The sequence below is a fragment of the Limimaricola cinnabarinus genome, from assembly GCF_002723615.1.
GTDB classification, from domain to species: Bacteria; Pseudomonadota; Alphaproteobacteria; order Rhodobacterales; family Rhodobacteraceae; genus Limimaricola; species Limimaricola cinnabarinus_B.
Window position 1 is genome coordinate 43678 of sequence record NZ_KZ304955.1, and the last position, 14329, is coordinate 58006.

General features: G+C 68.3%; 17 protein-coding genes, 1 pseudogene and 1 riboswitch. Of the genes and pseudogenes, 7 read left to right on the top strand and 11 right to left on the bottom strand.

The genetic code is table 11. From position 1 onward, the window contains the following. Positions 1-22: 22 nt before the first annotated feature. The 6 genes from CJ301_RS07220 to CJ301_RS07245 all read left to right on the top strand — a co-directional run bounded on the left by CJ301_RS07220 (position 23) and on the right by CJ301_RS07245 (position 5904). The gene (locus tag CJ301_RS07220; RefSeq protein WP_099275813.1) at positions 23-880 is read left to right on the top strand and encodes an ABC transporter ATP-binding protein; all 858 of its coding nucleotides are present in this window, start codon (positions 23-25) and stop codon (positions 878-880) included. Next, positions 877-1887 carry a FecCD family ABC transporter permease gene (locus CJ301_RS07225; protein ID WP_099275815.1) on the top strand — a complete coding sequence of 337 codons (1011 nt, stop codon included), beginning with the start codon at positions 877-879 and terminating at the stop codon, positions 1885-1887. Before CJ301_RS07220 ends, CJ301_RS07225 begins: the two co-directional genes overlap by 4 nt. Further along, positions 1884-2933: a FecCD family ABC transporter permease gene (locus CJ301_RS07230; RefSeq protein ID WP_254050096.1), complete on the top strand. Its 1050-nt coding sequence runs from the start codon at positions 1884-1886 to the stop codon at positions 2931-2933. Before CJ301_RS07225 ends, CJ301_RS07230 begins: the two co-directional genes overlap by 4 nt. Before the next feature lie 8 nt (positions 2934-2941). Further along, entirely contained in the window at positions 2942-3811 is an 870-nt protein-coding gene (locus tag CJ301_RS07235) for a (2Fe-2S)-binding protein (RefSeq protein ID WP_162620453.1), read from the top strand. A gap of 172 nt (positions 3812-3983) precedes the next feature. Beyond that, positions 3984-4922, top strand: coding sequence for an ABC transporter substrate-binding protein (locus tag CJ301_RS07240; protein ID WP_254050097.1), 939 nt, complete (start codon positions 3984-3986; stop codon positions 4920-4922). Positions 4923-4944: 22 nt separating this feature from the next. Then, complete coding sequence (locus CJ301_RS07245; RefSeq protein WP_099275819.1) at positions 4945-5904, top strand: ABC transporter substrate-binding protein; 960 nt, start codon at positions 4945-4947, stop codon at positions 5902-5904. A gap of 139 nt (positions 5905-6043) precedes the next feature. On the opposite strand, the gene CJ301_RS07250 is transcribed toward CJ301_RS07245, so the two are convergent. The 11 genes from CJ301_RS07250 to thiD are packed head-to-tail and all read right to left on the bottom strand — an operon-like array spanning position 6044 to position 13743. Next, the gene (locus tag CJ301_RS07250; protein WP_216823266.1) at positions 6044-6424 is read right to left on the bottom strand and encodes a hypothetical protein; all 381 of its coding nucleotides are present in this window, start codon (positions 6422-6424) and stop codon (positions 6044-6046) included. Further along, entirely contained in the window at positions 6393-7124 is a 732-nt protein-coding gene (locus CJ301_RS07255; RefSeq protein ID WP_099275823.1) for an ABC transporter permease, read from the bottom strand. The genes CJ301_RS07250 and CJ301_RS07255 overlap by 32 nt, the downstream gene beginning before the upstream one ends. Further along, on the bottom strand, positions 7121-7846 hold the full coding sequence (locus CJ301_RS07260; protein ID WP_099275825.1) for an ABC transporter ATP-binding protein: 726 nt from the start codon (positions 7844-7846) through the stop codon (positions 7121-7123). The genes CJ301_RS07255 and CJ301_RS07260 overlap by 4 nt, the downstream gene beginning before the upstream one ends. Next, a complete protein-coding gene (locus CJ301_RS07265) occupies positions 7843-8514 on the bottom strand; it encodes a TenA family protein (RefSeq protein ID WP_099275827.1) in 672 nt (223 codons plus the stop codon). The genes CJ301_RS07260 and CJ301_RS07265 overlap by 4 nt, the downstream gene beginning before the upstream one ends. Next, the gene (locus CJ301_RS07270; RefSeq protein WP_099275829.1) at positions 8511-9446 is read right to left on the bottom strand and encodes an ABC transporter substrate-binding protein; all 936 of its coding nucleotides are present in this window, start codon (positions 9444-9446) and stop codon (positions 8511-8513) included. The genes CJ301_RS07265 and CJ301_RS07270 overlap by 4 nt, the downstream gene beginning before the upstream one ends. Next, complete coding sequence (locus CJ301_RS07275) at positions 9443-10426, bottom strand: HesA/MoeB/ThiF family protein (protein WP_099275831.1); 984 nt, start codon at positions 10424-10426, stop codon at positions 9443-9445. The genes CJ301_RS07270 and CJ301_RS07275 overlap by 4 nt, the downstream gene beginning before the upstream one ends. Continuing rightward, on the bottom strand, positions 10423-11019 hold the full coding sequence (locus tag CJ301_RS07280) for a thiamine phosphate synthase (protein ID WP_099275833.1): 597 nt from the start codon (positions 11017-11019) through the stop codon (positions 10423-10425). The genes CJ301_RS07275 and CJ301_RS07280 overlap by 4 nt, the downstream gene beginning before the upstream one ends. Beyond that, on the bottom strand, positions 11016-11786 hold the full coding sequence (locus CJ301_RS07285) for a thiazole synthase (protein WP_099275835.1): 771 nt from the start codon (positions 11784-11786) through the stop codon (positions 11016-11018). The genes CJ301_RS07280 and CJ301_RS07285 overlap by 4 nt, the downstream gene beginning before the upstream one ends. 1 nt (position 11787) lies before the next feature. After that, entirely contained in the window at positions 11788-11985 is a 198-nt protein-coding gene (gene thiS / locus CJ301_RS07290; RefSeq protein ID WP_099275837.1) for a sulfur carrier protein ThiS, read from the bottom strand. After that, positions 11969-12946, bottom strand: a complete 978-nt coding sequence (locus CJ301_RS07295) for an FAD-dependent oxidoreductase (RefSeq protein ID WP_099275839.1) — start codon at positions 12944-12946, stop codon at positions 11969-11971. Before CJ301_RS07295 ends, thiS begins: the two co-directional genes overlap by 17 nt. Beyond that, positions 12943-13743, bottom strand: a complete 801-nt coding sequence (gene thiD / locus CJ301_RS07300; RefSeq protein WP_099275841.1) for a bifunctional hydroxymethylpyrimidine kinase/phosphomethylpyrimidine kinase — start codon at positions 13741-13743, stop codon at positions 12943-12945. The genes CJ301_RS07295 and thiD overlap by 4 nt, the downstream gene beginning before the upstream one ends. Positions 13744-13800: 57 nt before the next feature. Next, a riboswitch (TPP riboswitch) is annotated at positions 13801-13901 on the bottom strand. 186 nt (positions 13902-14087) lie between these two features. Here thiD and CJ301_RS19070 point away from each other — a divergent pair. Further along, positions 14088-14258: pseudogene (locus CJ301_RS19070) on the top strand (IS110 family transposase); the annotation flags it as partial. Between the last annotated feature and the right edge of the window lie 71 nt (positions 14259-14329).

Consider the following 14329-nt stretch of genomic DNA (forward strand, 5'->3'; position numbering starts at 1 on the left):
TGAGTCGCAACAGAGGCAGAGTATGACCAGACACGACAATTCAGACGCCTCCGAAGAGAGCGCTGCACCTCGGCTTCGTGTGGCGGGTGTCTCGGTCGGCTATGGGGACGCGCCGATCGTCCGCGGCGTCTCGCTTGAGGTGCCGGACGGTGCCCTGACCGTGCTGATCGGGCCGAACGGCTCCGGCAAATCCACGCTCATGAAGGCAATGGCCCGTGTCCTGCCTGTCAGCAGCGGGGAAATCCGGCTCGATGGCCGTCCCATCGGGGCCATGCCGACGCGCGAGGTCGCCAAGCAACTTGCCCTGCTGCCGCAGGGACCGATCGCCCCGGAGGGGCTGCGCGTGCGCGAGTTGGTGGCGCAGGGGCGCTTTCCGCACCAGTCGCTTCTGCGGCAATGGTCACGCCGGGACGCCGAGGCCGTCGATGCCGCGATGCGGGCCGCGGATGTGATCCAGTTCGCCGATCGGCCCCTGTCGGACCTTTCGGGCGGCCAACGCCAGCGCTGCTGGATCGCCATGGTTCTTGCGCAGGAAACGGGCATCCTGCTGCTGGACGAACCGACGACCTTCCTCGACCTCAAGGTGCAGGTCGAGCTGATGCGCCTGCTGCGGCGCATCGCGAAGGAGGAAGGGCGCAGCCTGGTCGTCGTCCTGCACGAGCTCAACGTCGCGGCCGCTTTCGCCGATCATCTCGTCATGATGAAAGAGGGCCGCATCCGCGCCGAGGGCTCCGTGGAGCGCGTCTTTACCGCCGAGACCCTGCGGGAGGTCTTCGGCTTTGAGGCGAACGTGCTGCGTGATCCCGCGAGCGGCCGGCCGGTCTGCGTGCCGATCGTCGGCCCCGTCGAGGCCCCCCTGCCCTGGATGGCTGCGCAATGACGGCGCGTCCGGGCCACCCGACGCCCCGCCGCACCGTCCTTGTGCCGCTGCTGGCCCTCGCCGCGCTCGCGTTTGTCCTTGCATGGCACATCTCGGTCGGGGCCAGGCCCATTCCTCTCGCGGTCGTGGCCGAGGCGCTGCTGTCTTACGATGCCTCGGTCTTCGAGCACGTGGTGATCGTCGATCTGCGCCTGCCGCGCGCGCTTCTGGCGGCGATGGTCGGCGCCGCGCTCGCGGTGTCGGGCGCGCTCATGCAGGGCGTGACGCGCAACCCGCTGGCCGATCCGGGCATCCTCGGGCTGCTGATCGGCGCCTCCTTTGCGGTGGTGCTCGTCGTGGGGGTGTTCGATCTTGCCGCGCCCGCCCTGATCCCGCTCGTCGCGGCCCTCGGGGCGGTCACTGCCGCCGCGGCCGTGTGGGGCATCGCCTCGGCCGCGCCGGGCGGGGCGATGCCGCTTACCCTGGTGCTTTCGGGCGCGGCGATCACGGCCTTTCTCGCCGCACTCGTGACCATCGCCAACCTGCTCGACGAGCAGAGCTTCGAACAGCTGCGGGTCTGGATGACCGGATCGCTCGCGGGCGCGCAAGGCGGCGTCATTCGCTGGGTCTTGCCCTGGTTCGGCGTCGGTCTCGCCGTCGCCTTCGCCATCGCGCGGCAGATCACCGCGCTCGCGATGGGCGAAGAGACGGCCCTGGGGCTGGGAATGAATGTCGGGCGGCTGAAAGCGCTCGCTTTGTTCGCCGTGGTGGCGCTGACCGCCGCCGCCGTGGCCATGGCCGGACCGATGGGTTTCGTGGGTCTGGTGGTGCCCCATGCCGTGCGTCTGCTCGCGGGACAGGACTACCGCCGGATCGTGCCCTGGTCGGCCATTGCCGGAGCCGGCTATCTCCTCGTCGTGGATGTGGCCGCGCGGATGGTTCTGGCCCCGGTCGAGATCTCGACCGGCCTCGTCACCGCCCTGCTCGGCGCGCCGATCTTCGTCTGGCTGGTGAGGGCACGGCTGTGAGCGCGGGGCTTCTCGTCCGGCTCGACGGGCCGGTCACCTATGCCCTGCCGATCCGGGCCATGGGCGTGCTGGCGGCTTTGCTGGGCATGATCTGTGCCCTTCTGCTCGGCAGCCTGATGGCGGGCAGCTATCCGCTCGATGCGGGCGATGTCCTCGCGACCCTCGCCGGTCGGGCGCCGTCGGAAATGGCGCAGACGGTAGTCTGGCAATTTCGCTTTCCGCGCGGTCTCGCCGCGCTCGCCGCCGGAGCTCTGCTGGCCCTTTCGGGCGCGACGCTTCAGAACGTCACGCGCAATCCGCTGGCCGATCCCTCGCTGGTCGGGGTGAGCCAGGGCGCGGGGCTTGCCGTCGTCGCGGCGGTCGTGGCCTGGCCCGAACTGCCGCAGGCGATGCGACCCGTGCTTGCCTTTGGCGGCGCACTCGCGGTGGCCGCGCTGATCCAGGGGATCGCCATGCGAAGATCGGGTGGCGCGACGATGCGCTTCATCCTGACCGGTATCGGCGTCGCGGCCTTCATCTCCGCGCTGACCTCGGCCTTTCTGACCTACGGGCAGATCGACCGCGCGCTTTCGGCCCTTGGCTGGCTTGCGGGGTCCGTTCACGCCGCGGGCTGGAGCGAAGTGGCGGTTCTGGGCGGCGTGTTTCTTTGCCTCGCGCCCGCGCTGGTCGCGGCGTCCCGCCCGATGGCGGCGATGCGCATGGGGCCGGAGATGGCGGTGGGCCTCGGGCTGCGGGTCGACCGGACCCGAATGGCGCTCGTCACGCTGTCCGTGGCCCTCGCCGCGGCGGCCGTGGCGATGGTCGGGCCGATCGGCTTCGTCGGCCTCGTCGCACCGCATCTGGCCCACCGGCTGGCGCGGTCCGGCGTCGGGCTGCACCTCGCCCTTTCGGCGGCGGCCGGGGCGCTTCTCGTGGGCGCGGCGGATCTTGCCGGCCGCATTGTCTTCGCCCCCGTCCAGATCCCGGCAGGTCTCGTGACGGCCCTCATCGGCGTGCCGCTCTTCGTGTGGCTCCTTCTGCGCAGCCAAACGAGGGCAAGCTTATGACAACCATGATGCGACAGGGCCCTGCCGGGTCCCGATCCCGAAACGCCGCGACGCAGGTCCATCCCGCCTGCCCCGATGTCGCGACATGGGCGGCGCGCCTGCCCCGGCTGCGCGATGCCTATTCGGCCCATCTGCATGCCGGCACCACGCCCCGAGAGGCCCTTCGCCTCGACGCGCCGGACACGGGCCTCGTGGAGGCATGGCTCACCGCCGAGGCACAGGCGCAGAAGGGCGCCGACGACAAGCTTGCCGCGGCCTATCTGCTGGGCCGGATCGCCTTCGCCGTCTGCGAGGTGCTCGCCGCCCTTGCGCTGGAGGGCCTGCAACCCGCGCGTCTCGCCCCCGATGCGGTGGCGCTGACCGGCCGCCGCGCCCTGTGGCATCTCGATGGGCAAAGCGGCGAAGGCCGCGCCTATGACATCGTGCTTGCCGAGGCCCGTCTCGTGCCTTGCAGCGCGCCCTCCGCGGTGCTGGGTGCGGCGCTGCCCGAACTCTTCGCGCCACTCGTCCGGCATCTCGTCCCTCGCTCGGGCCTGTCGCGGGGGGCGCTGTGGCGGCTCGTCGGCGATGCCCTGTCGGGCGCGCTCCTGTTGCAGGGCAAGCATGCCGGGCGAGCGGAGGAGGCCATGGAGATCGCCGATGCGGTCCTGCGCGATCGCGAGAGCCCGCTCCATTCCCGCCAGACCGGCTTCTTCCGGATCGATCTGCCCGAACGGCCCGATATCGCCGAATGGTTCAGGGCACGGGGCGGCTGCTGCCGCTACTACACGACCGAGGGCGGCGCATATTGTTCGACCTGCGTCCTGCGCGATTCCAAAAGCCGCGAAGCGCTGCTGCGCGCCCATCTGCGCCGCAAGCACGGGCTGGAGGAGACGTGACGGCTTCTCCCCATCGAGACGGCCGCGCCCCCTCGCCCAGGCGGGCGCAAGACCAGCCACAATGCCCTCTCATGCCCAGATCCCGGCCTGTCGCCGCCGCGCGTGCCACCGGCCGGGCCCGAAACCCGATCCAGAAAACCCGGAGAAGACCATGCTTCGCCTGACGACAGCCATGTCCACCCTCATCGGCCTTGCAGGGCCGGTATTCGCGCAAGAATACCCCCTGACCATCGAGCACAAGTTCGGAACGACGCTGATCGAGGAGGCGCCCGAGCGCGTGGCCTCGCTCGACTATGCCGGGGCCGACGATCTGCTGGCGCTCGGCGTCCAGCCCGTGACCATCCGGCACTGGTATGGCGACTATCCCCGCTCGGTCTGGCCCTGGGCCGAGCCGCTGCTCGAAGGCACCCCGACGATCCTGCGCGGCCAGATCGATTTCGAAGCGGTCGCCGCCGCCGAGCCCGAGGTGATCGTTGCCCTGTGGTCCGGCATCACGGTCGAGGAATACGAGCGGCTGAGCCTGATCGCGCCGGTTGTCGCGGTCCCGGACGGTGTCGGCGATTACGCCCTCCCATGGGACGAGCGTGCGCGCCTGACCGGCCAGGCCGTCGGCCGCGAGGCGGAGGCCGAGGCCCGGATCGAGGCAATCGAGGCCGAACTGGAGGCCGCCGCCGAGGCCCATCCCGACTGGACCGGCAAGACCGCCGCCGTCGCCCATATGTGGAACGGCGATCTGGGCGCCTACACCTCGAACGACGTGCGCCCGCAGCTGCTCGCCGAGCTCGGTTTCGAGACGCCGCAGGCGATCGATGATCTGATCGTCGGCAACGAATTCGCGGTCAACTTTTCCCCCGAGGATCTTTCGCCGATCGACACCGATCTTCTCGTCTGGCTACCCGAGGAGGGAAACAGACAGCCGATCCTCGGCCTGCCCGCCCGCCAGTTCCTCGATGTCACCCAAGAGGGCGGCGAGGTCTTTCTCGACGAGGAGTTGATTGGCGCGTTCTCGCACGCATCGCTCCTGTCGATCCCCTACGCCATGGAGCGGTTTGTCCCGCTGATCGAGACCGCTCTTGATGGTGGCCCCGCGGCACCCGCCGATGCGAACTGAGCATGCGACAAGGAGAGTTTTCATGAAGCATCTCGCCACCATGGCCCTGATCGCGGCAACAGCCCCTGCGGTCGCGCAAGGAGCCCGCACCGTCATCGACGACACCGGAGCCGAAGTCACCTTGCCCGCCAATCCGCAGCGGATCGTGTCGCTGCATGACACCTCGCTGACGGTCGCCCTGCTGGAACTGGGAATGGAGCCGGTCGGCTCGCATGGCCGGACCCGCGCGGACGGCACACCCTATATCCGCTCCTCCGCCACGGCGACCGGAACGGATTTCGACAACTCAGGGATCGCTTTCGTCGGCAACCTGCCCGCCGATGAGGAGCGCGTGGCCGCGGCCGATCCCGACCTGATCGTGACGACGAGTTGGCAGACGGCCGATGTGGACCGACTGCGCCAGATCGCCCCGACCTATGTCTTCGACATCGCGACGGCGGATGATTTCGATGTCTACGCCAGGCTGGCCGAGATCACCGGCCGCGATGATCGGTTGGCCGCGCTCGAAGCGCGCTATGAGGCTCAGCTCGACCTGATCCGCAGCCAGGTCGACACGGAGGCCCTGCGGGTCGCGGTCATCCAGGGTCATGAGGGCGAGCTGCTGGTCTGGAACACCTATGGCACGCTCGGAAAGGTCCTGCGGGACGCAGGCTTCCAGTTCCCGGAGATCGTCGACGCCATCGAGGGCAACCAGCGACAGAGCTTTTCCGCCGAGATGCTGCCGCGGTTCGACGTGGACATGATCTTCGTCACCTACCGCGCCGACCGCGGCGAAACGGTGGCCGATGCCAAAGCCGCGCTGGAGAGCGTTCTGCCGTCGTGGTGCGATGCGCTGCATGCCTGTCGCGAGAACCAAGTGGTCTACCTGCCGCGCTCGCTGGCCTCGACTTCGACCTATGACGCGGCCAGCACGCTTGCCTATACCGTTCTGAGCCATGTGGACGGGCGCGATTTGACAGTGATGCCGGATCAACCTCGGTAACGGGCAAAAGGCGCTACCCGGGAAGCGGACGTCGCAGCATGAAGAGGAGGCGCAGCTCAGAGCAGGAGCGGCATCGAGGGTTGACTACCTCAACCCTGGCCATGCTGGGCATGACCCACCCAGCATGGTTCTGTCCGCTTCAGTTCCTGTCCGATAACCCTTCTGTTATCCGCCACAGAAGCGACAGGTCGAACCGCCTGCCACAGCCCACCTCATCCGACCGCATGATTGCAGCAGCAGTTCGAGCCCGCAAAACCGGGGCTAGCCACACATGATGCAACCGCCCCCGGCTGTCAGGCGCGGTATCAGCGAGCGGCAGGGGCAGGCAGGATCGCCTCTCCTCGACCGCGAAGGCCAGCATCTCGCGGACCAGATCTCCAACAGTCTGCTTTTTTACCCGTTCGAGCAGAGCCATTCTCTCGTCAGTCATCGGCCGCTGCGCGAGCAGACTGGCCGAAGCCACCATGACGAAGCAGGATCCCTGCCTGTCAGCGTTCCCATAGCCTTCGGCAAGCCGCATCAACGGCGGCATGAAGCAGAAGCGTCAGGACCGCGAGAACGATCAGTGCGGCGAACATCAGATCGATCTTCGCGCGGCCATTCGCCAGCAGCATCAGGTAACCCAGCCCCCGGGACGCGCCCACCCACTCGCCGATGATCGCGCCGATGGGGGCATAGACGGCGGCGAGGCGCAGACCTGAGGCGAAGCCGGGCAGGGCGGCCGGCACCCTGACGCGCCACAGGACGCGCGCAGGGGTGGCGTTCATGACGCGGGCAAGCTCGAGCCAGGCAGGTGGGGTGCGCATCAGCGCGTCGAAGAATGCGGAAGTGACGGGAAAGTAGATGATGAGTAGCGCCATTGCGACCTTGGACCAGAGCCCGTAGCCCAGCCAGAGCGTCAGGATCGGCGCCAATGCGAAGACCGGCACGGCTTGGCTGAAGACCAGCATCGGGCGCAGGATCGAGCGGGCGAGCGGTGAGGCGGTGAGCAGGATCGCCGACGCGAAGCCGAGGACCGCGCCGAGCCCGAGCCCGAGCAGGACCTCGAGCGCCGTGATCAGCGCATGCTCTGCGATCAGCGCCCGGCTGGACCACAGGGTCGCGAAGACCAGGCCCGGGCCGGGCAGGATGAAACGGGGCAATTCGGCCAGCGTGACGAGCGCCTGCCAGAGCAGAAGAGCCGTAAGCGCGACGCCGCCGATGCGGGCGGCCCGTCTCATCGGGTGTCCATCAGCAGCCGCAGCAGGCGACCTTGGAAGGCGAGCGTGCCCGGCGCGTCGTAGAGGCGGGGCGTCGAGGCCTCCGGCGGAGGGAAAGAGGCGATGCCGGCTCGCGTCATCAGCAGGATGGTCTGTCCCAACCGGGCGGCCTCGGCGGCGTCGTGGGTGACATGCAGGACCGTGCGGCCGGCCAGCAGCTCGGTCGCCAGATCCTGCATCTGGGCTCGCGACCGAGCGTCGAGCGCCGAGAAGGGTTCGTCCAGCAGCACGACAGGGCGATCCTCCATCAGTGTCCGGGCGAGCGCCACCCGCTGCCGCTGCCCGCCGGACAGGGCGTGCGGGCGCTTGTCGGCATGCTCGGACAGCCCGACACGCCCCAGAATTTCGCGCGCCCGGTCCCGCCCTGGCGATGTGCCCCTCAGGCGGGCGCCGAGGGTGACATTGGCGGTCGCGTCCAGCCAGGGCATCAGCAGATCGCTTTGCCCCATAAGGGCGACCCGGCCGTCCAGTCGCACCCCATCCTCGGCCACCGCCTCGCCGTCAAAGGCGATCCCGTCGCCAAGTCCGGCGAACAGTCGCAGCACCGTCGACTTGCCGACGCCCGAAGGGCCGAGCAGGCAGGTCCACTCCCCGGCGGGCGCCCTGAGGGACAGCGGGCCGAAGATCGGCGCAGCGCCGATCTTCGCACGGCCGGACAGGCGCAGCGCGGGCGCATCGCTCATCCGGCCAGACCCATGCTCCAGAAGCCGATTTCGAGCCGCGTCGCCGTCTCGAAGCGGTCCCGGAGGCGAGGCCAGCGGGGGCTCTCTTGGGGTGCGGGTCCGAGGCGGCGGGCGACCGCCGTGTCAATCAGCGTGCCGACGTTGCGGCAGGTGCGCTGGTAGTCCTCTCCGGCATAGGTCGCGATCCAGTCAGCAAAAGGCGTCTCGCCCGCCTCTTTCGCCAGCCGCGCCCCGATCTCGCCATAGCCCAGCACGCACGGCGCGAGGGCCGCCATCAGGTCGAGGAAATCGCCCGAATGGCCCGCATCGAGCACATAGCGGGTATACGCGATGTTCTGCGGCGCCTCGCTTGCTGCGAAGAGCTGCGTTTCCGGGATGCCCTCCGCGGCGCAGGTCTCAATATGCAGGCGCATCTCGTCATGCATCAGGGCGTGGACGGTTGCGGCACAGGCGCGCATTTCGTCCAGCGTCTCGGCCTTGGTCACGGCCAGCGCCCATGCGCGAGAGAAGTGGATGAGAAAGAGGTAGTCCTGCACGAGGTAGCGCAGGAAAGCCTCACGCGGGAGCGTGCCGTCCCTCATCCCCTCGACGAAGGCATGGCGGGTATAGTCTCGCCATGCCCCACCAGCCGCGGACCGCCACAGCGGGAAAATCTCGCCGTAGCTCATTGCGCCCCCAGATCGACTGCGAGGGTGGCGACAGGGCGCGCCCCCTGAACCAGCCCGGCCTCGTTCAGGAAGCTCTCGAAGCGGGCATATCGGCCCTCGTCCAGTGCTTCGGGACGCAGGGCGAAGCGCGGGATCGTGTCGGCCCAGGCCCGCTCGTTCAGCTCGTCCTGCAATTCGGCAAACGCGCCCGAGAAGATATCCCAGCTCTCCTGAGGGTAATTGACGATGAACTGCGTGGCCTTCTCCGTCGCGGCAAGAAAGCGGCTGATCTTGTCCGTATCCATCGTCTCGGGGTTGGCAATGTAAATCAGTTCGTCATATGTCGGCACGCCCTGTTCCTCGGGGTAGAAGCAGCGGCCGGGGACGCCCTCGATCTCCATCTGGTTGAGTTCGAAATTGCGGAAGGCGCCGATGACGGCATCGACCTGCCCTGACATGAGCGCGGGCGAGAGGGACCAGTTGACGTTGACCGGCTCGACATCCGCGGTCCCAAGTCCCGCCTGGCCCAGCATCGCCGACAACAACGCCTCCTCGAAGCCCGAGACGGAGAACCCGACCTTGCGGCCCTCCAGATCCGCAATCTCGTCAATCGGCCCGTCCTCCAGCACCAGCAGGCAGTTGAGCGGCGTTGCGACCAGCGTTCCCACGCGGACAAGCGGCATTCCCTCGGCCACCTGAAGGTGCAGTTGCGGCTGGTAGGAGATGGCGAGCTCGGCGCGCCCGGCGGCGGCCATCTTGGGCGGATCGGCGGGATCGGCGGGAGCGATCACTTCGACCTTCAGCCCGGCATCGGCAAAGTAGCCCTGCTCCTGCGCGATGATGATGGGTCCGTGGTCGGGGTTCACGAACCAGTCGAGCACGACTGTCATCTCGTCTTGCGCCACGGCGGGTGTGGCGGCGAGCAGGGCGAGGGTGGTCAGTCTGCCTATCATGGGGTCTCTCCGGTTGGGTCGCCCAGGGCGACGAGGTAAATCTCTCCGTTCCAGACGCCGGCGAGCCGCTCGGCCGCAGCCCAAGAGCGCAGGCCCGAGCGGCAGCAGAGCACCGCGCGCTGGCCGGCAGCAGGAACGGGTCCGTCCGGCCCGAAAGCCGTGACGGGCAGGCGGCGGGCCGAGGGGCGCACCAGCGGCGCCTCCGTTTCGGCCCGCAGGTCGATGAGGAAATCCGTCTCGGCGATCTCTGACGGGGCGAGAAACCGGGGCCGACGGGCCGGCTCGGCCGCGCCGTGGAAGCAAAAGCCGCCGAAACGGAAACTCCTCGCATCGAAGGTGACGAGCTGGCCCAGCGGGGAGGGTTGAAGCCCGGTGAGCAGCGCCAGCGTCACCTGTGCCTGAAGCGCGCCGATGACGCCGACCACCGGCCCGAGCACGCCATCCTCGGCGCAGGACCCGAGACGCTGCGGCAGGTCGGGAAAGACCGCCCGCAGACTCGGGGCGCCGCCGCAGAAGGCGCCCACATAGCCTTCCAGCCCGATGACAGAGGCGCTGACCAGCGGCCGGCTGGCGGCCTGGCAGGTATCGGACAGGATGTAGCTTGCCGCAAAGCTGTCGGCGCAGTCGAGGACCAGGTCGGTATCTTGGCGCAACGCGTCGGCGTTGCCGGGATCAAGTGCCGCGACGACGGGCTCGACATGGATCGCGGGGTTGAGCGCTGCGACGGCCCCGGCCGCCGCCTCGGCCTTGGGCCGTCCGATATCGGTCTCGCGGAACAGCGTCTGGCGATGAAGATTGGTCACCTCCACCCGGTCGGGATCTACAAGCCGGATGCGACCGACGCCTGCGCCGCCCAGATATTGCAGCACCGGCGCCGCAAGCCCGCCCGCCCCCACGACAAGCACATGCGCCTCTTGCAGCCGAGCCTGCCCCTCCTGCCCGAATTCGGGCACGGCGATCTGACGGGCGTAGCGGGTCATCGCGTTGCCTCGATCCATTCACGCAGGCGGCCTTCGGAATCGTCGTTCAAGGTGATGTCGGTGACGGCAGAGACGATATCGGCCCCTGCCTCGAATGCATGTGTCGCGCGCTCGGGCGTCATCCCGCCGATGGCGACAAGGGGCAGGTCGCCCACCAAGCGTTTCCACTCGGTCACGCGCTCCAGGCCCTGCTGCTCCCACTTCATCTTCTTGAGGATCGTGGGATGGACCGGGCCGAGTGCCACGTAATCGGGTGAGAGCGAAAGCGCGCGGTCGAGTTCCGCGTGATCGTGAGTGCTGATGCCCAGCTTCAGGCAGGCCCGCCGGATCGCGGGCAGATCGGCGGTGTCCAGATCCTCCTGTCCCAGATGCACCCAGTCGCATCCCTCGTCGATGGCGATCCGCCAGTGATCGTTCACCACGAGCACTGCCCCTTGCGACCGGCACAGGGCCTGCGCCCGCGCCACCACCGACCGCAATTCGGGCTCGGGAATGTCCTTGATGCGAAGCTGCACCAGCGTCACGCCGAGGGGCAGCATGCGCTCAAGCCATTCGACGCCGTCGAAGATCGGATAGAAGCGGTCGAGTTTCATTCCAGAAACGCCTTTCCGACGACGGGGGTCGAGGGCGCTGCCATGTCGCGCGGCTCCATCGGGTCGGCCTGAAAGGCGAGGCGTCCCGCTTCGACGGCGCGGGCAAAGCCCTCGGCCATCGCCGCCGGATCCCCTGCCTTCGCGACGGCGGTGTTCAGCAGAACCGCGTCATAGCCCATCTCCATCGCCGTCGCCGCCTGGCTGGGCAGGCCGAGCCCCGCGTCGACGACCATCGGCACGTCCGGGAATTGCGCCCTGAGCGTGCGCAGCCCGTAGACGTTCGTCAGCCCCAGTCCGGTGCCGATCGGCGCGCCCCAGGGCATCAGCACCTCGCAGCCGACCGAGAGGAGGCGATCGGCCAGCACCACATCCTCGGTGGTGTAGGGAAACACGCAAAACCCGTCTTCCGTCAGAATGCGCGCGGCTTCGACCAGACCGAAGGGGTCGGGTTGGAGCGTGTCGGCATGGCCGATCACCTCGAGCTTGATCCAGGAGGTGTCGAACAGCTCGCGCGCCATCTGCGCCGTCGTTACGGCCTCGCGGACCGAATGGCATCCCGCGGTATTGGGCAGGAGCGTCACGCCCAGATCGCGCACCAGTTCCCAGAACGCGGCACCGGCCCGCTCTCCGCCGGCCTCGCGCCGGACAGAGACGGTGGCGATGCCGGCGCCGGAGCGACGAAAGGCGTCTGCCAGCACGGCAGGCGACGGATACTGCGCCGTGCCCAGCATCAGGCGCGAGCCGATCTCGGTTTCGTAGAGCCGCATCTCAACCCCCCTGCCGTGGCGTGACGATCTCGAGCCGGTCTCCGGGGGACAGGACCGTCATCCCGCGCGCCGTTGCCGGCACGAAGTTTTCATTGATGGCGGTGGCGACTTTCGCCCCGCCGTAGCCAAGCTCGTCCAGCACCGCAGCGAGCGTGTCGGCCCGCACCTCGGTTGCGGTTCCGTTAATCGTGATCTTCATGCCAGAACTCCGGTTTGGTGCCTTCGCAGGCGGCCTCCACCGCCATTCGTGCCAGGGCGGGCCCGAGCAGGAAGCCGTGGCGAAAGAGGCCATTGACGTGGATCGTCTGGCCCTGCCTGCAAAGGCGGGGCAGGTTGTCGGGAAAGGCGGGGCGGGCATCGACGCCGATTTCCACAAGCTCTGCCTCGCCGAAGGCCGGGTGCAGGGCATAGGCGGCCGAAAGCAGTTCGAGGACCGAGCGGACACTACGGTGGCGGTCGTCGCTCTCGATCTGGGTCGCGCCAAGCATGAACAGCCCCTCCGCGCGCGGGACGACGTAGAGCGGGAAGCGCGGATGGAGCAGCCGGACGGGACGTGACAGCCGGATGTCGGCGCTGCGCAGGATTGCCATCTCGCCCTTTACCCCGCGTAGGTCGGGCAGCATGTCCCGTGCCGCCAGCCCGCGGCAGTCGAATGTCAGGCCATCGGGGTGGCCAGGCTCTGCGACGAAGGCAACGCCGTTCCGTTCCAGGCGGTCGCGCAGATGCGCAAGCGCCGCTCGCGGAGCGAGATGCGCCTCCCCCGGCACGTGCAGCGCGCGGTCGAAGCGGCCGATGAGGTCCGGCTCCAGCGCGGCAAGGCCCTCGGCATCGAGACGCTTGTGCCTCTCCGTGCGCCGCGCGAACCGATCAAGTTCCCGCCGGTCGCGGCCGAGTGCCACGACAATAGTCCCGCGGCGGTCGACCGCCGCCCCCTGCCGTTCCCACCAACCGGCCGCCTCCTGACCCAGCCGAACCACCGGCTCCTCTGCCGCCTCGCCTTCGCAGAACGGGGCCAGCATCCCCCCGGCCCACCACGAGCAGCCATGCGGGCCTGGCCGGGGCGCGGGGTCGAAGACCGTTACCTCGCAGCCCCGAGCGACCAGTTCCGCCGCCACGCAAAGCCCGGCGACGCCAGCCCCGAGAACGCGCGCCTGCCTCATGTCCAAGCCTCGTGGAAGTGATGCACGGGGCCGTGACCCTTGCCGATCCCAAGCCTGTCGGCCGCGCGGATCGCGCCGTGCAGCCAGGCCTGCGCCCGACCGACCGCCGCCTCGACGTCGGTTCCCTTCGCCAACTCGGCCGCGATGGCCGACGAAAGGCTGCATCCCGTGCCGTGGGTATTGCGTGTCGCCAATCGCGACTGCTCCAGCGCGACGACGTTGGAAGTTGTCACCAGCCAGTCGATGCAGCTTTCAGTTTCGGCATGGCCGCCCTTCATCACGACGGCCCGTGCGCCCAACTCAAGCAGTGCCCGGCCTTGCGCGATCGTCTCCTCGGCGGTCCGGGCCTGTGTACGGCCCAGCAGGCGCGCGGCCTCGGGCAGGTTCGGCGTCAGCACGTCGGCGCGGGGCAGCAGCCTGTGGATCAACGCATCTTCGGCGGTTTCGGTCAACAGAGGGTCCCCCGACTTCGCGACCATCACCGGATCGAGCACGACGGGCCCGCGATAGCCCTTGATGGCCGCAGCGACTGCGACGGCGATCTCTGGCGAAGCCAGCATCCCGATCTTGATGGCCTGCGGCGGAATGTCGTCCAGCACGGCAGCGATCTGGCCCGAGACGACGGCGGGCGAGACCGCCTCGACGGCAAAGACACCGCGGGTGTTCTGCGCGGTGATCGCGGTGATCGCGCTGGTGCCGTAAATCCCGAGGGCCGAGAAAGTCTTCAAATCGGCCTGTATGCCCGCGCCTCCGCCGCTGTCGGAGCCGGCGATGGTCAGTGCAGATCGATGTGGCATCAACGCTTACTCCTCCGGCGAGGGGAGGAGGGAGGAAAGGCGGCCACGGTCGCGCACGCCGATTCCTGCTCCGTTTCCTACGCCGGTATTGCCCGGTTCAGGTTCAATGGGTTGGCTCACGCCTCTCAGCCCCAGACGGGGCACCCCAACGGATTTGGTGAGGGCTTAGCAGGCAGTCAGCCGAACTACAACATGCCGGGGCCTTGTTGCGCAAATTTCCTGCTGACCGGACTTCCCCTTTCCCCGGGGGCGTTGATGATGTGACCGCCCCCCGACGGCATCGGTGTGCCAAGATGGGTCTGCAACAATCCACATTGGAAGACGGCCATGTCGGAAGACACCATATTTTGTCTCGATCATTCCGCCTTCATCGGGCGAAGAACCTGTTTCAGGTACATGGAGCTGATGGTTCCGGCCGCGCGGTCCTCCGTGAGAAGCTGCACCGGGTCCGGGTTCTGTCCGTCTTCAGCCAGGTGCCGACCTGCCTCGTCGTCATGGAAGCTTGGACCGGTGCCTGCGGTCAGGTGAACTCCGATGGTTTTATCGTTCTCAGCTCAGCCGCCGGAAACGCTTGGCCGAAACCTCC